General features: G+C 64.6%; 18 protein-coding genes and 1 pseudogene. 10 read left to right on the plus strand and 9 right to left on the minus strand.

Annotated features, from left to right (window positions below):
* Nucleotides 1-47: 47 nt before the first annotated feature.
* Nucleotides 48-1,010: a LysR family transcriptional regulator gene (locus tag BKK79_RS34785; RefSeq protein ID WP_071040117.1), complete on the plus strand. Its 963-nt coding sequence runs from the start codon at nt 48-50 to the stop codon at nt 1,008-1,010.
* Between the two features lie 109 nt (nt 1,011-1,119).
* Here BKK79_RS34785 and BKK79_RS34790 read toward each other — a convergent pair whose 3' ends face one another.
* Nucleotides 1,120-1,575 (minus strand): DUF2127 domain-containing protein, encoded by a 456-nt coding sequence (locus BKK79_RS34790; RefSeq protein ID WP_071040118.1) that lies wholly within the window; start codon nt 1,573-1,575, stop codon nt 1,120-1,122.
* A gap of 487 nt (nt 1,576-2,062) precedes the next feature.
* Between BKK79_RS34790 and BKK79_RS34795 the strand changes: the two genes are divergently transcribed.
* The 3 genes from BKK79_RS34795 to BKK79_RS34805 all read left to right on the plus strand — a co-directional run bounded on the left by BKK79_RS34795 (nt 2,063) and on the right by BKK79_RS34805 (nt 5,916).
* Nucleotides 2,063-3,853, plus strand: coding sequence for a putative bifunctional diguanylate cyclase/phosphodiesterase (locus BKK79_RS34795; protein WP_084085551.1), 1,791 nt, complete (start codon nt 2,063-2,065; stop codon nt 3,851-3,853).
* Nucleotides 3,854-3,883: 30 nt separating this feature from the next.
* Entirely contained in the window at nt 3,884-5,353 is a 1,470-nt protein-coding gene (locus tag BKK79_RS34800) for an HDOD domain-containing protein (RefSeq protein WP_084085553.1), read from the plus strand.
* A 239-nt stretch (nt 5,354-5,592) separates the two neighbouring features.
* Nucleotides 5,593-5,916, plus strand: coding sequence for a tautomerase family protein (locus BKK79_RS34805; RefSeq protein ID WP_442873311.1), 324 nt, complete (start codon nt 5,593-5,595; stop codon nt 5,914-5,916).
* A gap of 138 nt (nt 5,917-6,054) precedes the next feature.
* Here the strand turns inward: BKK79_RS34805 and BKK79_RS39645 are convergent, their stop codons facing one another.
* From BKK79_RS39645 to BKK79_RS34820, 4 genes are all read right to left on the minus strand, one after another.
* Nucleotides 6,055-6,432, minus strand: a complete 378-nt coding sequence (locus tag BKK79_RS39645) for a cytochrome c (RefSeq protein WP_197523988.1) — start codon at nt 6,430-6,432, stop codon at nt 6,055-6,057.
* Between the two features lie 348 nt (nt 6,433-6,780).
* Nucleotides 6,781-7,209, minus strand: a complete 429-nt coding sequence (locus tag BKK79_RS34810) for a hypothetical protein (protein WP_071019432.1) — start codon at nt 7,207-7,209, stop codon at nt 6,781-6,783.
* A 272-nt stretch (nt 7,210-7,481) separates the two neighbouring features.
* Complete coding sequence (locus tag BKK79_RS34815) at nt 7,482-8,189, minus strand: pirin family protein (RefSeq protein ID WP_071040121.1); 708 nt, start codon at nt 8,187-8,189, stop codon at nt 7,482-7,484.
* An 84-nt stretch (nt 8,190-8,273) separates the two neighbouring features.
* Nucleotides 8,274-9,038, minus strand: coding sequence for an SDR family NAD(P)-dependent oxidoreductase (locus BKK79_RS34820; protein WP_071019427.1), 765 nt, complete (start codon nt 9,036-9,038; stop codon nt 8,274-8,276).
* Between the two features lie 153 nt (nt 9,039-9,191).
* Between BKK79_RS34820 and BKK79_RS34825 the strand changes: the two genes are divergently transcribed.
* Nucleotides 9,192-10,109, plus strand: a complete 918-nt coding sequence (locus tag BKK79_RS34825; protein WP_071019426.1) for a LysR family transcriptional regulator — start codon at nt 9,192-9,194, stop codon at nt 10,107-10,109.
* 300 nt (nt 10,110-10,409) lie between these two features.
* Here the strand turns inward: BKK79_RS34825 and BKK79_RS34830 are convergent, their stop codons facing one another.
* Together BKK79_RS34830 and BKK79_RS34835 are read right to left on the minus strand one after the other, a co-directional pair.
* Nucleotides 10,410-10,715: a panthothenate synthetase gene (locus tag BKK79_RS34830; RefSeq protein ID WP_071022444.1), complete on the minus strand. Its 306-nt coding sequence runs from the start codon at nt 10,713-10,715 to the stop codon at nt 10,410-10,412.
* A gap of 378 nt (nt 10,716-11,093) precedes the next feature.
* Nucleotides 11,094-12,425 carry an aminotransferase-like domain-containing protein gene (locus BKK79_RS34835; RefSeq protein WP_071040122.1) on the minus strand — a complete coding sequence of 444 codons (1,332 nt, stop codon included), beginning with the start codon at nt 12,423-12,425 and terminating at the stop codon, nt 11,094-11,096.
* A 91-nt stretch (nt 12,426-12,516) separates the two neighbouring features.
* On the opposite strand from BKK79_RS34835, the gene BKK79_RS34840 reads away from it, so the two are divergent.
* Entirely contained in the window at nt 12,517-13,275 is a 759-nt protein-coding gene (locus tag BKK79_RS34840; protein WP_071019422.1) for a sulfite exporter TauE/SafE family protein, read from the plus strand.
* Nucleotides 13,276-13,449: 174 nt separating this feature from the next.
* Here BKK79_RS34840 and BKK79_RS34845 read toward each other — a convergent pair whose 3' ends face one another.
* Nucleotides 13,450-13,824 (minus strand): hypothetical protein, encoded by a 375-nt coding sequence (locus tag BKK79_RS34845; protein ID WP_071040123.1) that lies wholly within the window; start codon nt 13,822-13,824, stop codon nt 13,450-13,452.
* Between the two features lie 60 nt (nt 13,825-13,884).
* Between BKK79_RS34845 and BKK79_RS42410 the strand changes: the two are divergent.
* A pseudogene (locus BKK79_RS42410) lies at nt 13,885-13,992 on the plus strand (addiction module antidote protein); the annotation flags it as partial.
* A 50-nt stretch (nt 13,993-14,042) separates the two neighbouring features.
* On the opposite strand, the gene BKK79_RS34850 reads toward BKK79_RS42410, so the two are convergent.
* Nucleotides 14,043-14,522: a YbhB/YbcL family Raf kinase inhibitor-like protein gene (locus tag BKK79_RS34850; protein WP_071040568.1), complete on the minus strand. Its 480-nt coding sequence runs from the start codon at nt 14,520-14,522 to the stop codon at nt 14,043-14,045.
* Nucleotides 14,523-14,859: 337 nt separating this feature from the next.
* Between BKK79_RS34850 and BKK79_RS34855 the strand changes: the two genes are divergently transcribed.
* Genes BKK79_RS34855 through BKK79_RS34865 form a run of 3 tightly spaced genes read left to right on the plus strand, consistent with a single transcriptional unit; the run spans nt 14,860 to nt 19,920 of the window.
* Nucleotides 14,860-15,603 (plus strand): DUF3348 domain-containing protein, encoded by a 744-nt coding sequence (locus BKK79_RS34855; RefSeq protein WP_071040124.1) that lies wholly within the window; start codon nt 14,860-14,862, stop codon nt 15,601-15,603.
* Nucleotides 15,604-15,613: 10 nt separating this feature from the next.
* Nucleotides 15,614-19,276, plus strand: a complete 3,663-nt coding sequence (locus BKK79_RS34860) for a DUF802 domain-containing protein (RefSeq protein ID WP_071040125.1) — start codon at nt 15,614-15,616, stop codon at nt 19,274-19,276.
* Nucleotides 19,273-19,920: an OmpA family protein gene (locus BKK79_RS34865; protein ID WP_071019411.1), complete on the plus strand. Its 648-nt coding sequence runs from the start codon at nt 19,273-19,275 to the stop codon at nt 19,918-19,920. The genes BKK79_RS34860 and BKK79_RS34865 overlap by 4 nt, the downstream gene beginning before the upstream one ends.
* Nucleotides 19,921-19,967: the final 47 nt, after the last annotated feature.

The raw sequence follows: 19,967 nt of genomic DNA on the forward strand, positions 1-19,967 counted from the left end.
CGCTATCGTAAAATCACGAAATCTCAGCCCTGGTATCCGAAAAACGCATGGCAAGCCGGCAATCCCCTCCCCCCGCCAAGGACGCCAAGACGCGCGAGACCCCGCTCTCCAAGGAGGTCACGCTGCGCCAGTTCCGCTACTTCCAGGCGGCGGCGGAAACCGGGCAGTTCTCCATGGCGGCCACGCGCGAGCACGTCTCGCAGTCGGCCATCACCAATGCGGTGCTGGCGCTGGAGCAGCAGCTCGGCGTGCGCCTGTTCGACCGCCTGCCGCACGGCGTGGCGCTGACCGCGGAGGGCAACCACCTGTACCAGCGCGTCACCCATATCCTCGACTCGGTCGAGGACGCCCTGCGCGAACCGCGCTACCAGGTGCGCGAGCTGGCCGGCACGGTGCGCTTCGCCGCCTCCTACACCGTGCTGGGTTACTTCCTGCCCAGCCTGCTGGCGCGCTTTCGCGCGCACTATCCCGACGTGGTGTTCGACCTGTGCGACATGGACCGCCCGCAGATCGAGGCCGCGGTGCTGTCCGGCGACATCGAGCTGGGCGTGGTGCTGCTGTCGAACGTGACGCGGCCCGAGCGCTTCGCCCACCGCACCCTGCTCCGCTCGCGCCGCCAGCTATGGGCGCCGCCCGGCCATCCGCTGCTGCAGGGCGGCGCGCCCACGCTGAAGCAGATCGCGGCCTGGCCCTATATCCTGCTGACGGTGGACGAAGGCGAGGAATCGACGCTGCGCTACTGGCGCAGCAAGCGGCAGACGCCCTCGGTCGCCTTCCGCACGGCGTCGATGGAAGCCATGCGCGGCCTGGTCGCGCATGGCTTCGGCATCACGGTGCTGTCCGACATGGTGTTCCGGCCCTGGTCGCTGGAGGGCAAGGAGATCGAAGCGCGCCCCATCGCCGACGTGATCCCCGACATGGAAGTCGGCCTGCTGTGGCGGCAGGACGCCACGCTGGCCAGGCCGGCCGAGGCGCTGCGCGACTTCCTGATCTACGCCTGCGGGCGGTGATCGGCGGTGATTGGCGGTGATTGGTGTGGATTGGCGGTGATGGGCGGTGATGGGGGTGCCGAGGCGGTGCGGCAGGCCGCACATGGCAGCCGCCGCGCCCGGCCCGCATTCAGTTCTGGCGCCGCAGGCCCTGGGCCAGGTACAGCACCACGGCGGCGTTGGCCAGCGCCAGGCCGATGTGCAGCAAGGTCGGATGCACCACCGCCTGGTACAGCTCCAGCGGGATATAGATGCCGCCCGACCACACGCCCAGCCAGCTCGCCCAGGCGCGCTCGCGCCACAGGCCGTAGGCCTCGGTGAAACGCATCGCGGCATAGGCCAGCGCGGAACCGCCGATGGCCCACAGGCGCGCGTCGCTGGGATGGTCGAACAACTCCAGGAAGACACGCGGATAGTGCATGCCGGGGTTGAGGTGCAGCTTGCGCACGATCTCTTCGGCCGCCGACTGCGCGCCATGGTGGAGCAGCGCGATCAGGCCCAGGCCCGCCAGGATCACCAGCGCGCCCTTGGCGGCCTCGAACAGGGCCACGCCCTTCAGGCCCAGATGCCGGCTCGGCTTTGCCATCGGATTCCCTTCTCTTCTCTGTTGACGGTTGACGGTCGACTGCGGTCAACGGTTGCGATGGCGCTATTGTGCAGCATCCGGCGGGGCGGGGCGCGGCAGAGCCTTGCGTGCGCACCCGCCCGCCGGCGCGCAACAATCCGACAGGCCATGGCATCACCGCAACGTCAAGCGACGCTGAGAAAAAGTCTGCGAGTTGTCAGCGCCTCAATTGTGGCAATGGCTGACTAGACATCTGTAACGCCGACGAGGCGACTGTCTGCGGCCCCGGCGCCCGATTCCTCGGTCCATCCCCGCCGCAATGGCCCTGCGCATGGAACAGAATTGCCAGATACGGGGAAAAAGCGACCCAGGCAGCACACAACACCCAGTCACCATACATCCGCCTAAAGCTATCGGGCAACTATCCGTATACCTATGAGTCGCTCTCCTCTTAGTGTCTTCGGCACAAAGAGCAGTCTCCTTTCGGCCTTTTCCTACGCTTTCCGACATGTTACCCGGAGCTTTATCGCAGGACAGCTACGATTTAGCTACAGAGTTGCCGTCCATCTTTGGTGCGGAAGAGAGTCGGCTCGTTGGCGAGGAACCCCGCAGGTTCGAAGGCGCATTGTCCACCTTTGCCGTCAGTGCGCTGCTAGAAGCCTCTGCCGGGCTGGCCGTTCAGGTGAACGAGCAAGGTCACATCGTTGCGGCGTCGCTGAAGTCCGCCGATGTCCTGGAATATTCCCGCGACAGCCTGTTGCAATGCCGCCTGGCCGACCTTGTCACGGGGCAAGACCAGGATCATTTTCTCCGGGCCTTTCATCTGGCTTGGGAACACGGTTCAGCTTCGACCCAGCCGTTGCAGTTCTCCAAGGGCCTGACCGGGTCAGCCTGGCTGGAACTGCGCCTCGTCGTACTCAATACCGAAGGTGCTGCTTCGCTGGTCGTCTATGGTCAGGATGTCACGGCCTGGAAGCAGAACACTGACGAACTGTCTCGGGAGATTTTGCGTGACCCCTTGACTGGTCTGGGTAACCGCCTCATGGTGCGCGAGGAATTGCAGTTGGCGATTGAGCGCACCCAATCCCAGCACACCCACATTGCTGTGGCCATCCTGGACCTGGATGGGTTCAAGAAGATCAATGATTCGCTCGGTCACGATATCGGGGATGAACTGCTGCGACAGATCAGCAAGCGGTTGAAAGCTGCCGTACGTGAACACGATATCGTCTCGAGAGTCGGTGGTGATGAGTTCGTCATCGTGCTGCCCAATCTTTCGACCGAGAAAGAAGCACGAAGCGTGGCAACGCGGATATTGACCACTATCCAGCAACCCATCCCTCTGGCAGGCCATCAACTGCAGATGTCCACCAGCATCGGGCTGGCCTTGTATCCCCAGCACGGAAGCAGCGAAGCCGACCTGATGAAGAATGCTGACGCTGCCATGTACCGGGCGAAGGAGCAAGGCAAGAACGCCTACTGTGTTTACAACTCTGAGATCGGTATTCAGAAGGAACACGCCTTGGCGATGGAGCTGAGCATGTTCCAGGCCATTCGGAACGGTGAGTTCGACTTGCACTATCAGCCCATCTGCAGGGCCATGACTCGGGAAGTGATCGCTGTCGAGTCTTTGATGCGCTGGACGCACGATGAGCAGGATGTTCCTCCGGCCGAGTTCATTCGGCTCGCCGAAGAAAACGGCCTGATTCATCTGTTAGGCGGATGGGCTCTGCGTACGGCGGCGATGCAATTATCGCAATGGGATAGTGTCGGTCTGCGCCTGGACTACTTGACAGTGAACGTTTCACCGGTTCAATTCTTGCACCCTGGCTTCCCGGCAACTGTGTACAAGGCAGTCCAGGACTCGGGTATCGAACCCCATCGACTGGTGCTGGAAATTACTGAGGGGGCACTGATTCGTGACCCCAAGAAAACCGAAGCCGTGTTTGAGGAGCTGAAAGCCTTCGGTGTCAAGTTTGCGATTGACGATTTTGGTACGGGATACTCGAACCTGCGCAATCTGAAGCGGTTCCCTTTGACCAGCCTGAAGGTCGACCGAAGCTTCGTCAGCGAGGTTTGCGAGTCGTCGAATGATCAAGCCATCGTGTCACTTATCCTGCTGCTGGCAAAGGAACTCGGCCTGACGATCGTCGCCGAGGGCGTAGAAACCGAAGCGCAACTGAGCTTCCTGGTGGAGCGAGGTTGCACCTACATCCAGGGCTGGCTGGTGTCAAGAGCGCTCCCTCCTCAGGTACTAGAAGAGCGCATTCATAGTGGAAAACTTAAGCTGGGCTCCTGATTCCAGCATTTCTTATATCGGGGGAAACGGATGACAAGTAAGAACCCAATTTTCAAGACATTGTGGTCGCGCATCAATGAGCGAGGTGACTTTCCCACTCTCCAGCGCAACATCAGCAGTATTGTTTCTGCGATGCACAATGAAGAGGCCAATACCTCTCAATTGGTATCCGTGGTGCTATCGGACTTCACCCTGACCCAGCAGGTGATTCGACTCGCCAACTCAGCCATGTATGCAGCTTTTGGCGGCAATGTGACGACTGTGACGCGCGCATTGTCCGTGCTGGGCGTAGACGCCATTGGACACCTGGCGCTGGGGTTGCAGCTCTTGGAGAACTTCAGCGGACTTGCGGAAACACGCGAAGCGGCTGGAAGCGAACTGCACCGCGTCCTGGTGGCCAGCGAATTTGCACGCAAAATCACGATCAGCAAGGGCCCGAAGGAGGCGGAAGAAGCCGTTGTGTGCACTTTGCTGCGGAATCTTGCGCGACTTCTTGTGGTCTTCTACTTCCCCGAGGAGTGGGTCGAGATTCAAAAGTTGTCGGCGACAGAGGGCATGGCCATCTCCGCCGCATGTGAGCAGGTTCTAGGAGTCAGCCTTGAAGAACTCGGCGAAGAAGTGACGCGACGCTGGAGCTTACCCCCGGCGATCGCTCAAAGTATCCAGCCCAAGCCGCTTGATGTGTCTACGCCTTTAGGCACGCATGTCGCCTGGCTTAATGCTGTGGCCACCCTCTCCAGCGACGTTGCCGAACAATTGCTGGAGCGGCGAGAAGCGGATTCGATTGGCGAAATGCTCACAGAACATGCAGCTTGGCTGGGGGTCGAGGATTCGCTCATGACGGATTCCGCGCTCGACAGTGCTTCGTATCTGACTCAACTGGAACAGGAAGGCATATCGACTCCGACTGCAGGTGGCCCGGTCCCATCCCAAGGAAAACCCGCGGATTCCGAGGCACGGCTGGAACGCAGTCTCGATGAAGTGGCCACAGTGGCATTGACAACACCCGCAGGTGCCTTGACCCCTCTCGTTCTTGAGTCATGGATGCACGCCATGGGCTTCGAGCGGTGCTTCGGCATGTTCCTGAATTACGCGACCAAGCGCTACGAAGCAAAGCTTGGTTTTGGCGCAGATATCCCGGCCAAGCTCTCCAGACTCTCGTTCGAACAAGGCTTTTTCCCGGATGTTTTTCATTTGGCGTTGACACAAATCGCCGCCATTTTTGTAGAAGACGCTGCCAGCAGTCCTATTATCAGTCGACTGCCCGAGTGGTATGTCCGGGAATTCGCGAAAACACGATCATTCATTCTGCTGCCCCTGCAGCTTCGCAATCGAGCAATCGGGCTTTTTTATGGTGATTGGGGACAGACGCCCTGTCCGGCAGTGTCGCGCCAGGAGCTCTCCAAGATGTACAAGCTGGGTGAAATACTGATGCAGAGCTTTGAGCGGGCAGTGCCGGCTGCGCCGCCCCCCGCCTATGCACAAGGTATCGGGGCCTGACGCCCGCACTCTCCCACTTTCCCACTCTCCTACCCGCGCCAACTCATCAACTGCCGAATCGTGTCCGGGTCGGTGACGGACCGACAGCGCGTCAGGACGGTCATGCGGCATCACCCCGGTTTCGGCATTCTGCACCGGATGCCGATATCGGCATAAGGTACACCGTCACGGCGCGGCGTCCCGTATGCCTTTTTCCAACCGCCATCTCACCAGATCATCCGCGCCTGGTCTATCGCGACCTGCCCTCCTTCTATGTCGGCGTGGTGTTCGAGGCCGTGCCGAAGTCCGCGTTCTATATCGGGGGCAAGCCAGCCAATGACTTTGTGCGCATTGCCGTCGATCACATCGCACGCCAGATCAACGACGACGAGACGAAACAGAGATTCCTCGCGGCCGTTGCAAAGCAACTGGCACCGTACATCGCGGAAAGAGGCTTGCGCTGGGAAATGCACGTCGACGAGACACCCTTCAGCCTGTGGACCATCCAGGGCATTCGCCCGCCGGTACCCGGCACGCCGCAGGGTGAAACATGGCGGACGGAGAACAGGCCGTCCGCCTATTGAGCCAGGACGGGGCGGACGGGGCTGGTGGCGGCCGCTGGGCGGGCATGGAATCAGGCTCCTTGATGCGCTCCTCGCAGTCGGCGCTGCCGCCAACCCTGAAATGGCTCGTGAAATCGCGCCCTGCCTCTCATCCCGGAATCATCGGTTTTTTGAGATCACACCACTCATGTATTGATTTAAATCGCGCAGGTCCTTGACGCTCCAAGCGTGGGGCGGCAGCTTTACACCATTCTCCTTCAAAGTCCTGGGGATCAAGTCTCCATTTGGACGGAGGATTACCGATGATACGATCACGCCAGGATAATCGACCAGCCGTTTCCTGAAAGCGGATGTTGTCAGATCAGGCGTAGGGGGATTGCTCTTATTTGCCAATGGCCCTGTCCCTTTGAGATCCGCGCCGTGACACACAGCACATCTCTGCATATAGAGACTTTTCCCATTGACATTTTCCGCGAAGGATAGCGATGCCTGAATCAGCGATGAAATTCCTAGCGAAGCGATGACTAATATTTTCATTCTTATGCAGCCGTTTTATAAATCAGGTCGAATCGATGGCAAACCCTCTAGGTGCCACTGCCACGCACCCCGCACACAGGATGCTGCAATGGCCCGACGGTAAGGCAAAGAGCATAGCCGCGCACGGACTCACGGCGCGAGCGTGATCTTCCCAGTGAGATCCGCCATGCGTGGTGACAGCCCCCTTCGATCAGAACGCAGGCATTGCGTCCTGATACGCCATGGTTCCCTGCATCAGGCGCCACCGGTAGATTGCGTGCGGATTCCCTTGCAGGTACTGCCATCACGCACGCGAGCGTGCGCGAAGCTCCGTGATGCCGTGCCTGATCTCGGGTTGCCCGCCTGCTGTCAGGCCATTTCACTGGCAGCTTCGCCAGCCAGCGCGACTTCCGTCGCGTCGGTCACGGTGCTTTGCGCGATCGCGTGGTCGACTTCCGAAACCATGTCGCCCAGACCGATGACAACCGTGATATTCGGCGTCCAGTTCTTGCGGTCGGTGCTGGCCTCGGCAAACGTGGTCACCGTTGCCGTGTAGCCCTGGGCCCGTAGGTCAGAGGCCAGCCGCTGCGCGCGCGGCTCCAGCGCTGCCTGGGGGTTGTCTTCGTCGATATCGAGTACCAGCCTGGTCTCGAATTCTTCCTTGCCCTTCTGGATTGCCGTCTGCATTGCCTTGAGCTGCTTGTTCGCGAGCGCGACGAGCTTGCTGTACCTGGATTCTTCCTGGCTGGCGCGCAGTGCCTTGGCAGCGTTGATGATTTCGGTGCGATCCACGAACATGATGGCCTTTCGAGGTGAGGGAGAGAAAGCGCACGCGCCGCGCGGGCTTGGCTTCAGGAGCCAGCTTTTGCAGGGTGCGACGATAACTGTATAAATATACAGTACCAGCCGGCTAACCGGCAAGGGATGGTGCTGTGGAAGGTCACCTTGAGGGGAGCCGACTGGTGCCTTCCGCCCCATCTCTGCCATCGGCAAAGCCCGTACCAACGTCTACAGTTCATCTCAAAACAGCCACCTAAACTGCCACCTAAACTCTCACTGACGCGTTTTCTCTAGCGTAAGAGTTCCACAATCACGACATCTGTGTCGTCTTGCGCTCTCAACATGAGCCACGTTTCACCCCGAATGGCAATGCCATCGCGTCGCGTCAGCCTGATCGGCCCTACGTCCAGTCGCCCATGATCTGCGACCAAATAAGCAGAACCAGGCATCGGCAAAACGTGCTGCATCGCCGTGCCTTCACGCAGCGTCGCGATACGCACGCGCGCGTCGGCGTGAATGGGCAAGGCGCCGGCGCGGACGTCCTCCGGGTCCCCGCTCGCCAGCGTAACGAATCGGCCCTCGCGGCATCCGAGCGAACAGGCTCGCGTCGAGCAGCGCGGCGTACTGGCCGGTGTGCGCGGGCGCAGCCAGATCTGGAACTGCCGTGCGGGTAGATTCTCCTCGTTGCGCTCGGCGCGATGGAGCGCCGCTCCGACACTCATCACATGGATGGAATTAGCGACCAGACGCGTGCGATTGCCCGCGTCGTCTTCGTGCGTGATTGCGCCCGAACGCACCCACGTGACGATCTCGACGTCGCGGTGAGCCTGCAGGCCGAGGTCCGAGTGCGGCGCGAATTCAACGTCGTTCCACCCGTGGAGCGGACCGAGTTGTCCCTGGTCGGCGCGCCCGGATCCGCCCACGCTGAAATGCTGGCGCGTGTCGACACAGCCGCGCCGGACGGTGGCAAGAGCAAGAAAAGGCCGATGTTCAGTCATGACGGAGTTCGGTTCGAGTACGCTGGGTGCGGATTACGATGGTCAAAGACCGCGTCCACCGCACCCCACGCACCCTGGCCACGCTCAGATCTGCTGCTGGCCGCCGTCGACAAACAATTCGATGCCGTTGACGAAGCTCGCATCGTCCGAGGCCAGGAACAACGCCGCGCTTGCGATCTCGCCGGGATCGCCGAGGCGCCCCATCGGGATCTGGGCCGCCAGATAATCGGCAAGCCCCTGGCGCTGGGCAGCATCGTCACCGGCAAGATCGAGCAGGCCGGGCGTGCGGGTCGCACCCGGGCTGATCGTGTTCACGCGGATCTGGCGGTCCTTGAGATCCAGGATCCAATTACGCGCGAAAGCGCGTACCGCAGCCTTCGAAGCCGAGTACACGCTGAATGCCGCCGTGCCCGCGCTGCCGGCCGTCGATCCCGTGAGAATCACCGATGCCCCCTTGGCGAGCAACGGTAGCGCTTTTTGCACCGTGAACAGCACGCCCTTCACGTTGCGATTGAAGGTGTCATCGAAATGTTCTTCGGTGATGCTGCCGAACGACAGCATCGAGCCGCCGCCGGCGTTCGCGAACAGTACATCCAGACGGCCCTGTTCTTCCTTGATTTGCGCATACAGCGCGTCGAGTTCGCCCAGCTTCGTGGAATCGACACGCACGCCGGTGGCTTTGCCGCCGGCTTCGTGGATGCTTTTCACTGCGGCATCGAGTTCGGCCTGACGGCGGCCCGTGAGATAGACGTGTGCCCCTTCGGCTGCAAAGCGCTGGGCGGTGGCGAGGCCGATGCCGCTGCTTGCGCCGGTGACGAGTGCGATCTTGTTGTCGAGTTTGCGTGCCATGGTATTGCTCCTTTCGTTCAGGCCAGTGTTTGCGTTGGTGTTGGGGTGTTGGGGTGTTGCGTGCTGCGATGTGAGGAGAATATCGACGGCCCGATCTTTTCGAAATAGAATTGATTGCAATCCAACGTTGCAAAAATGAAAAGATGAGGACAAATGGCGAAGCTGCCTGATTTCGAAGGACTCGCGATGTTCGCGAAGGTCGCCGAAGAGGGATCGTTCGCGGCTGCGGCGCGCGCGATGGGCGTGTCGGTGGCGACGGTCTCGCGCGCTGTGGCCCGTCTGGAAGACCGGCTGGGCGCGCGGCTTTTCAACCGCACGTCGCGCCAACTGTCGCTCACCGAGTTTGGCCGGACGATCTGCGAGAAGGCCGGCGAGATCTATCGCCAGGCAGAGGAGGCGGAAAGCGCCGCGCGCGAGATGTCGGTGCAGCCGCGCGGCCTGGTGCGCGTCGCCGTGCCGATGTCGTTCGGGCTGCGCTGGGTCGCGCCGCTGCTGCCGGGCTTCTTTCGCAGGTATCCGGAGGTGTCGATCGACCTCCATCTATCCGATGCGTCGGTCGACCTGGTTGCCGATGGCTTTGACGCCGCGCTGCGCATTGCTGCGTTGCCGGATTCGTCGCTGGTGGCGCGGCGGCTGTGCGCGGTGACGCAATTCGTGGTGGCGTCGCCGGAATATCTACGGCGTGAAGGACGGCCCACGCATCCGCGCGAACTGATAGACCGGCCATGTCTCTCGTACGCATATCGCGCGCGTAGCGATGTGTGGCGCTTCACGAACGACGCGGGCGACGAGGAACCGGTGATGCCGACCGGCCCGCTGCGCGTGACAAATTCCGATGCACTGTTGCCCACGCTGCTCGAGGGCGTTGCGATCGCGGAACTGCCCGAGTTCATCGCGGGCGAATATCTGGCCGACGGCCGTCTTGAGGCGATTCTCACCGACTGGTCGCTGACGAAAGGCGGTCTTTACTTCGTCACGCCCTCGGCGCGCGCGCGGCCCGCGAAAGTCGCGGTGCTGTCGGATTACTTTGCCGAACACCTTTCCGAGCCAACATGGCGATGGCCCAAATGATGCAGCGGCGCAGTGGATCAGCCGGCGTTCATCATTGCATTTATGCAATGATGAATCTCAAACAATTCCATTTCGCGAATAAGTTCGCGAATAAGTTCGCGAATAAGTTCACGAATAAGTTCACGAATAAGTTCACGAATATGGTCGGATCCGCATAGATCCGTATTCTCCTTTCCACCGGTTGCACGACCTCATGTCGCAAGCCACTCAGGCAAAAGGAAGGAGAATCACAATGAACACGCAAGCCACCCCGAATACGCCTGGTATCGCCACAGCCGCCTTCCTCAATGCGCTGAACAGCTATTTCCACTTCGATCCGAGATTTTCCAACCCGGCTTTCTTCAGGTCTTCCGGAGCCATCACAACGCGAAACTCGCAGTCAGCGTTGAACATTAGAAACCACGGCTCTACGAGTGCAGGAATCAGCGACGGCTCATCGAGGTTGACGACCAGGATGGCTCCGCGTGCTCCGTTTTGCTCGGTGAAATAGGCGGCTTCCGGCTTTGTTTCTTCTAGTATTCTCGCCATCACTTCTCCGATGGTGCCTTCGCGCACAAAAGCATTAAATGGCTCGTGAGGAATTCGTATGTTGAGAAGCATGCGCATGATCATCTTCCTTGCTTGCTTGAGGCCCTCAATGGGCTCGTCAAGCATAAGGGTTCCCCGACGTTGTTTTAGTGGGCCAGGCAACACAAGGCTAGACTCCTCGCTCATTCGTGCGGAACAGTACTGAGCATCTAAAACCAGGGAACTGACGCGGGCGATAGACAGCGGCCGACGTCTGCCGTTTGTCGCGAACTGACGCTTGACTGTCAGCCCACGCTCGCCGGCGAACGCCGCAGTTGGTTGGTCGCGGTCGGATACCAGCCGTGAAACGGCGACCGTCTCTGGTCGACCCGTCCCGGCCGTTGGGCAAGCCGCAGCAAGCGGCGGCTCCCCGACCGCCAGCGGCTGCCGGCTGGTCATAGAGCAGATATCGAATTTTCAGTAAGACAACGCCGCAACGGTCTTTGCGACCGTCTGCAGCGACTGCCGCAGCGCTTCCCGCGACACCGAAGCCAGCGCGAGGCGTATGGCGTGTGGTACATGCTTTGAAGTCGAGTAGGGATGTGCAGGGGAAACCAAGACCTGCTCGCGTATCAATGCTTTGCAAAGCGCGTCGGCACGCACCTCTTCGGGCATGGGTAGCCACGCGAAGTATGAGGCTGGATGACGCAGAGGTTTTAAATGTCCAAGGATCTCCGTGACCAGGGCTTGCCGTCGACAAGCATCAACGCGCTTCTCTGCTTCCAGCCGGGCTATGGTGCCGTCCTCGATCCAGCCGCAAGCAATTGCCGTCATCATGGCGGGAGTTTGCCAGGTCGTTGCGCGGATCGTGCGTTCCAGAGAGGGAATCCACTGCAGCGGCGCGTGAATCATTCCTACCCGCAGGCCCGCGGCAACGCTCTTGGAGAGGCCTGACACATAAACAGTGAGCTCAGGTGCAAGCGCGGCAAGAGGCGGCGGGGAACGATCCTCGAGGAATGCGTATGCGCCATCCTCGATGAGCATCAGCCCATGTTTTCTGGCGATCGCAACCAACTCACGTCTTCTCTGCGCGGCAATGACCCATCCAAGCGGGTTATGCAGCGTGGGCATGGTGTAGAACGCTCGTACTCTACGACGTTTGCACAACTGCGCCAGGGCATCGAGATCGGTACCCCGGCCAGCCGCGGGAACGGCCACTAATTCGATTCGGCAGGTCTCGGCCGCGAGCTTGAAACCTGGATAGGTCAGCGCGTCTGCCGCGACGACATCGCCGGGCTCGAGCAACGCCATACTCGTCACGTTCAGACCGTGCTGCGCGCCACTGACGAGTACAGTGTTTTCCATCGAAGCCGAGATGCCGCGACTGCTTAGGTGCTCCGCCATGATTCTCCGCTCATGGGCACGGCCGCCGTGCGGTTGATAGCGCAGGAGCGCTTCAACATCGCCCACACTCGCGAGCTGGCGCAATGCCGCCCTCAGCAGTTCCGTCTGACCCGGTACCGATGGACTATTGAAACTAAGGTCGATGGTCGGAGCACTCCAAGCGGGTAGATCCACGCCGTGGCCGCGCGGGAGCGCTTCCTTCACAAACGTCCCGCGGCCTACCTCGCCGCTCACCAACCCCATCGACTCCAGCTCGGCGTAGACGCGTGTAGCTGTGACCAGTGCAAGTCCTTCGCGCGCGGCCAGCTTGCGATGGGTGGGCAACTGAGTGCCGGGCCGCAGGCGTCCCTCGCGGATATCGGCTGCCAGCCGGTCGACTATCTCCTTGTAGCGAAGCTTAGGCATCGGACAATGTTTGCATGACAATTTTTTGGATGTATTGATTATCAGCGCTACGCTCCGCCCAACAACGTCCGCACGTGTGGGAAAACACATCATGGAACTGAACGCCATCACCATCCTTGTCACCACTCTAGGGGTGTTTCTCATCTGCTTCATGAAGGGGGCGTTCGGTGGCGGCTTCGCCATCGTGGGCATCCCGATCCTCTCGCTGGTGATGGATCCCGTCACGGCGGGCGGCTTGCTCGCCCCATTGTTTATCGCTATGGACATCGCCGGATTGCGCTACTGGAAGCCGTCTACTTGGTCGAAGCCGGATTTGCGCCTGCTGGTACCTGGGCTGGTGGCGGGCATCGGCGTTGGCTACCTGCTGTTCCGCTTCCTCGATCACCGCGCGATCTCGATCGTGATGGCGGCGGTGACACTGGCCTTCGTGGGGTTGTGGCTGCTGCGCGGCGGCGAGGTGACGGTGCGCCCGAGATCGTCGCCCAAAGCTGTCGCCGCAGGTTTTACCTCGGGCATCACCACGATGGTCGCGCACTCGGGTGGTCCCCCGCTAGCGATGTATCTGCTGCCGCTCGGCCTGAGTAAGTATGTCTATGCGGGAACAACAAGCATGTTCTTTACCGTCGGCAACCTTCTCAAGGCGGTACCCTGGCTCGCGCTGGCGCGCCCCACCGGCCCGGTGTGGATGCTGATGGGCATTAGCCTGCTCGCTGTGCCGACAGGCGTCTGGCTCGGGTGGCGCCTGCATGACAGACTCGATCAGCAGCAGCTTTATCGGGCATGCTATGGCTTGCTCGTCCTCACAGCGGCAAAACTCATGTGGGATGGAGTTGCGGGCTACGCGAGTTGAGGGTCTTCCGCGCGGCGCCGAATTTCGCCCACGCGACTGTTGAGCATACTCCCGCTGCCTCTAGTCCACTGAACTCCGATTCGTCTGGAGGGAGAATAGGACGACGGCAAACACCTAGCGAGAAGGAACGGAGACGGGCAACCACGAGTGGAACTGAGACGACTGCGGCTGGGCTTACTGCCCTGCTTCGATACATTGTTGGCGCGCCGCGGCCTCCTGGATCGCATCGGAGATGCGGGCTGCCTGCTCCGCCAGCGTGCGCGCGGCGGCGGCCACGAGACCTTGCAGCGCGTCGGTGGTCGTCTTATCCAGCATCGCCGGTTCGCCCGCATCATTCGCGGCCTCGTCGTTGATCAGGGCGCGCGTGACGGCCTCGATGCCGTAGGCGATCGCCTGCGTCGTGTTCAGCAGATCGATCAGATCATTGGCGCAGGGAAGCGGCGTGCCGTTCGCGCGCACGTCGAGCGCTACGCCGGCCAGTTGGTGCACGCTGGCGCTGCGCGCGAACTCACGGGGGCAGTTCATCGGCTTGGCGGTGGACTTGGCCATGGTTCACCTCCGCCGGCGTGATGACGGCCTGGCAGACCGCTTCGGCGTGGCGCTCGTGGAAAAGAGGCGGGCAACGATGCCGCTTTCATCGCGCGTGCGCTTGGCGACGTGGCCCGCGCCCGTGGCATGAGCCAGGTGGCCCGCGATGCGGCTGCATCCCGAATTGGCGGGCACCTGACAGCCAGGGGAGGCTCGCCCCGCCTCCGCGCTCCATTCAATCAATGCTTCTGCGCCTTGTAGGTGCCGACCAGCTCCGCCTCGGCCAGCACATGGCCCTGCATGGCGCGTTCCAGCGCGCTGCGGTCGGGCGTGCCGAGGTCCGGCAGCACCACGTCCAAGGCGTACAGGCGATGGAAGTAGCGGTGCCTGCCCACCGGCGGGCAGGCCGCGCCGTAGCCGGTGCGCTGCCAGCCGTTGCTGCCCTGGCGCGTGCCGGGCGGCAGCCCGGCGGCGGACACTGCTTCGGGCAGCCCTGCGGTGTCGGGCGGCAGGTCGTACAGGATCCAATGCACCCAGGTCATGCGCGGCGCGGCCGGGTCGGGCGCGTCCGGGTCCTCGATGATCAGTGCCAGGCTGCGCGTGCCGGCGGGCACACCGGACCAGTCCAGCGGTGGCGATACGCCGGCCCCGTCGCAGCTGAAGCGCTGCGGCAGGACGGCACCGGCATGAAACGCGGGAGATGTGAGGGTAAGCGGCATGGCAAGCCTCGTCTGGGCAGGAAGCGAAGCCACCAGCAGCGGGCCCAGTATCAGGACAGCGAGGCGCGATCGGCGCGGCATGGCGGCTCCCGGGCGGTGCGCCGCCGGCATGCGGCGGCACTGATTCACCCTAGGGCGGCGCGCAGCGTCCTGCAAGCCCGGCACGCGCCGCGGGCGGTGCCGGAGCCGGCCGCCGCCCGCGGCGCGCCATGGCGCCTGCCCGCCACTTGGCGCCGGCACAACCACCGCCGCGCGCACTTTCCCGCGCGGCTGCGCGCCCGCGCTTTGGCCGCCCGGCGCCGTGCGTGTAAACTGTGCGATTTTTCATTCCGGCGGTATGTCGCAAATGCCCCGGCGCACCGGTCTCAGCGGCCCCACGCTCATACGCGTGCTGGCCCGCCTGACCGACGCCGCAGCTCCCGAATCGAAGCGGTCGCTCTCGGACCAGCTCAGCCAGTGGCTGGGCTGGACCGAAGCCATTGCCTTGTCCACGGCCCTGAAAGCCCCTGCGGCCGAAACGGCGGCCGGCGCGCGCGCGCCGTCTGCGCAGTGCGATGCCGAGGCGGCGGAATGTGCGCGCGTGCGCACGGCGCTGGCTGAAGCCGTGCGGGAGGACGGCGCGCTCGCCGCCCGGCGCCGCGCGCCCGCCCGCACGGCGCTGCCGGAACCCGGCGGCACGGTGGCCTATGCGGTCTACCGCCAGCGCTATCTCACGTTGCAGCAGACCATGGAGACCGGCATCGCCGGCCTGCGCGGCCGCCTGCGCACCGCCCTCGCGGCCGGCGCGCCGGGCATGGCCAAGCTGGCCATGGTCGACGCCGTCATGGAGCGCGTGATGAGCGCACACGAGCGCAGCCTGCTCGCCGCCGTGCCGGGGATGCTCGAGACACACTTCACGCGGCTGCGCCAGGGCGAGGAAGTCCGGCTGGCCGCCGCGCTCGCCGAAGGCCGGCCCGCTCCCGTGGCGGCGGGCGCGTGGCAGAGCGCGTTCCGCCGCGATATGCAGAGCGTGCTGCTCGCCGAACTGGAAATCCGCTTCCAGCCCATCGACGGACTGCTGGCCGCGCTGCGCGCCAGCTAACCAGGACATCATGACCCGAACCCTCATTCCCTCGATCGTCTTCTTGGCAGGCCTGGCCGTGTTGGGCTGGGTCGGCGCCGGCTACGCGGCCAGCAACCTGCCGGCCCTGGCCGTCACCCTGCTGATCGCCGCCTGCTACGTGACCGGTGCCGTCGAGCTGCGGCGCTACCGCCAGGCCACCGATTCGCTGGCGCAGGCCGTGGCCGGGCTGGACACGGCCCCGGCCAGCCTCGGCGACTGGCTGCAGCGCCTGCATCCGAGCCTGCGCCATGCCGTGCGCCTGCGCGTCGAGGGTGAGCGTGCCGCCCTGCCCGGCCCCGCGCTGACCCCTTACCTGGTCGGCCTGCTGGTGCTGCTGGGCATGCTGGGCACCTTCCTCGGCATGGTCGCCACGCTGCGCGGCACCGGCATGGCGCTCGACAGCGCGACCGACCTGCAGGCCATCCGCGCCTCGCTGGCCGCGCCGGTCAAGGGCCTGGGCTTCGCCTTCGGCACCTCGGTCGCCGGCGTGGCCACCTCCGCCATGCTGGGACTGCTGTCCGCGCTGTTCCGCCGCGAACGCATCGAAGCCGCGCAGGCGCTCGACGCCCGCGCCACCACCACCCTGCGCGCTTACTCCCAACAGCACCAGCGCGAGGCATCGCTGCAGTTGCTGGAGCGCCAGGCCGAGGCGATGCCGGGCCTGGTGGAAGGACTGCAAGCGATGATGCGCGCCGTCGCGCAGCAGAACCAGGAACTGGGCGAGCGCCTGGCCGCCAGCCAGGCGGCCTTCCACGACCGCACGGAGTCCACCTACAAGCAACTGGCCGCCTCGGTCGAGCAATCGCTCAAGGACAGCGTCGCCCACAGCGCCCAGGCCGCCGGCGCGGCGATCCAGCCGGCCGTCGAAACCACCATGGCAGGCCTGGCGCGCGAAGCCGAGACCTGGCGCGACACCGTGACGCACGCCGTGCAGCAGCAGCTGGACGGCCTGTCGGAGCGCTTCGCCACCACCACCGGCGCGGTGGCCGGCCTCTGGCAGCAGGCGCTCACCGAACACCAGCGCGCCGGCACGGCCCAGGCCGAAGCGCTGCGCAGCTCGCTCGACGGCTTCGCCGCCACCTTCGCGCAACGCTCGGCCGGACTGGTCGAGCAGGTCTCGGCGCGCCTGGACCTGGCCGCGGACAAGGCCGCGCAGGCCTGGGAACAGGCCCTGACCAGCCAGCGCGGCCACAGCGAGGCGCTGGCCGCCGACCACCGCGAGGCCCTGGCCGGGACGGCCGCGGCCTTTGCCGGGCAGGCCGAAGCGCTGCTGCGCACGGTCGACCGCTCGCACGCCGAACTGCAGGCGCAGCTCGGCAGCCAGGACGCGCAACGGCTCGATGCCTGGACCAGCGCCCTCGGCACGGTCGCCGACGGTCTGCGCCAGCAATGGGAGCAGACCGGCACCCAGGCCGCCGCCCGCCAGCAAGCCATCTGCGACGCCCTGGCCCAGAGCGCCCGCGACATTTCCTCGCAGGCCGAGGACTACAACAGCAAGACCGTGGCCGAGATCGACCGCCTGGTCCTGGCCGCCGCCGAAGCGCCCAAGGCCGCGCTCGCCATGCAGGCCGAACTGGCCGCGCGCGACGAGCAGCGCCTCGCCACCTGGACGGACTCCCTCGCCACCATGGCCCAGGCCCTGCGCCAGGAATGGGAACAGACCGGCACCCAGGCCGCCGCGCGCCAACAGGCCATCTGCGACGCCCTGGCCCAGAGCGCCCGCGACATCTCCTCGCAAGCCGAGGCCTACAACAGCAAGACCGTCGCCGAGATCGATCGCCTGGTCCTGGCCGCCGCCGAGGCTCCCAAGGCCGCGCTCGCCATGCAGGCCGAACTGGCCGCGCGCGACGAGCAGCGGCTGACCAACTGGACCGAGTCCCTGGCGACCATGGCCCAGGCCCTGCGCCAGGAATGGGAACAGACCGGCACCCAGGCCGCCGCGCGCCAGCAGGCCATCTGCGATGCGCTCGCCCAGAGCGCCCGCGACATCTCCTCGCAAGCGGAGGCCTACAACAGCAAGACCGTGGCCGAGATCGACCGCCTGGTCCTGGCCGCCGCCGAAGCCCCCAAGGCCGCGCTGGCCATGCAGGCCGAACTGGCCGCGCGCGACGAGCAGCGCCTCGCGACCTGGACCGAGTCCCTGGCGACCATGGCCCAGGCTCTGCGCCAGGAATGGGAGCAGACCGGCACCCAGGCCGCCGCGCGCCAGCAGGCCATCTGCGATGCGCTCGCCCAGAGCGCCCGCGACATCTCCTCGCAAGCGGAGGCCTACAACAGCAAGACCGTGGCCGAGATCGACCGCCTGGTCCTGGCCGCCGCCGAAGCCCCCAAGGCCGCGCTGGCCATGCAGGCCGAACTGGCCGCGCGCGACGAGCAGCGCCTCGCCACCTGGACGGACTCCCTCGCCACCATGGCCCAAGCCCTGCGCCAGGAATGGGAACAGACCGGCACCCAGGCGGCCGCGCGCCAACAGGCCATCTGCGACGCCCTGGCCCAGAGCGCCCGCGACATCTCCTCGCAGGCCGAGGCCTACAACAGCAAGACCGTGGCCGAGATCGACCGCCTGGTCCTGGCCGCCGCCGAGGCCCCCAAGGCCGCGCTGGCCATGCAGGCCGAACTGGCCGCGCGCGACGAGCAGCGCCTCGCGACCTGGACCGAGTCCCTGGCGACCATGGCCCAGGCTCTGCGCCAGGAATGGGAGCAGACCGGCACCCAGGCCGCCGCGCGCCAGCAGGCCATCTGCGATGCGCTCGCCCAGAGCGCCCGCGACATCTCCTCGCAAGCGGAGGCCTACAACAGCAAGACCGTCGCCGAGATCGACCGCCTGGTCCTGGCCGCCGCCGAAGCCCCCAAGGCCGCGCTGGCCATGCAGGCCGAACTGGCCGCCCGCGACGAGCAGCGGCTGGCCAACTGGACCGGCTCGCTGGATGCCATCGCCCAGGCCCTGCGCCAGGAATGGGAGCAGACCGGCACCCAGGCCGCCGCGCGCCAGCAGGCCATCTGCGACACGTTGGCCGACACGGCACGCGGCATCGCCGCCCAGGCCCAGGCCCACCATGACAGCTCGGTCGCCGAGGTCGCGCGCCTGATGCAGGCCGCGGCCGAAGCCCCGCGTGCCGCCGCCGAGACCCTCGGCGAGCTGCGCCAGAAACTGTCCGACAGCATGGCACGCGACCAGGCCATGCTCGAAGAGCGCGCCGGCATGCTGTCTACGCTGGAAACCCTGCTGCAGGCGGTCGGCCAGGCCTCCACGGAACAACGCGCGGCGGTGGAAAGCCTGGTCGCCGGGGCGTCCTCGCTGCTGGAACAGGCCGGCGCGCGCTTCGCCGGCCAGGTCGAGTCCGAAGGCGGCCGGCTGGAAGCCATGGCGGCCCAGGTCACCGGCAGCGCGGTGGAAGTCGCCAGCCTGGGCGAAGCTTTCGGCATGGCCGTGCAGCTGTTCAGCGAATCCAGCGACAAGCTGGGCGCCCAGCTCCAGCGCATCGAGGCCGCCCTGGACAAGTCGATGGCACGCAGTGACGAGCAGCTCGCCTACTACGTGGCGCAGGCGCGCGAAGTGGTCGACCTGAGCGTGATGTCGCAGAAGCAGATCCTCGACGACCTGCAGCAGCTCGCCGCCACGCAGGCGGCCAACGGCGCCGAGGCGGCATGAGGGAGGACATCGACGCCGGCGTGGAACCGGCCGCCCCGATCTGGGCCGTCTTCGGCGACCTGATGTCCGTGCTGCTGGGCGCCTTCGTGCTGGTCCTGCTGGGCGCCATCGGCATGCAGCTCGAACTGACGGCACGGCTGGAAGACGAGGTCCGGCACCGCCAGGAGGAAATGCAGCGCCGCGAATCGCTCGAGAAGGCGCTGGCGGTGCCGCTGGCAGCCGGCCGCGTGACCCTGGTCAACGGCCGCATCGGCATCAGCGGCAGCGTGCTGTTCGCCCTCAACTCCGACCAGCTCCAGCCGGAAGGCCGCGACCTGCTGAAGAGCCTGGCGGGGCCGCTGTCGGCCTACCTCAGCGCGCGTGACGAGATCCTGATGGTGAGCGGCTTCACCGACGACCAGCAGGTCAAGGAAAGCAACCGCCGCTTCGCCGACAACTGGGAGCTGTCGGCCCAGCGCGCGCTGACGGTGACGCGCGCGCTGATCGAGGCCGGCGTCCCGCCCGCCTCGGTCTTCTCGGCCGCCTTCGGCGCCGAGCAGCCGGTCACCTCGAACGCCGACGCCGAAGGCCGCGCGAAGAACCGCCGCGTCGAGATCGCACCGATCCCGCGCGGCTCCACCGGCGCGGCGAAACCTCGTGGCTGACGGCATCATGGACCGTGGCATGGCGGAGCCCGCACAGGGTGCGGCGC

It is taken from the genome of Cupriavidus sp. USMAA2-4 (assembly GCF_001854305.1).
Lineage (GTDB): Bacteria > Pseudomonadota > Gammaproteobacteria > Burkholderiales > Burkholderiaceae > Cupriavidus > Cupriavidus malaysiensis.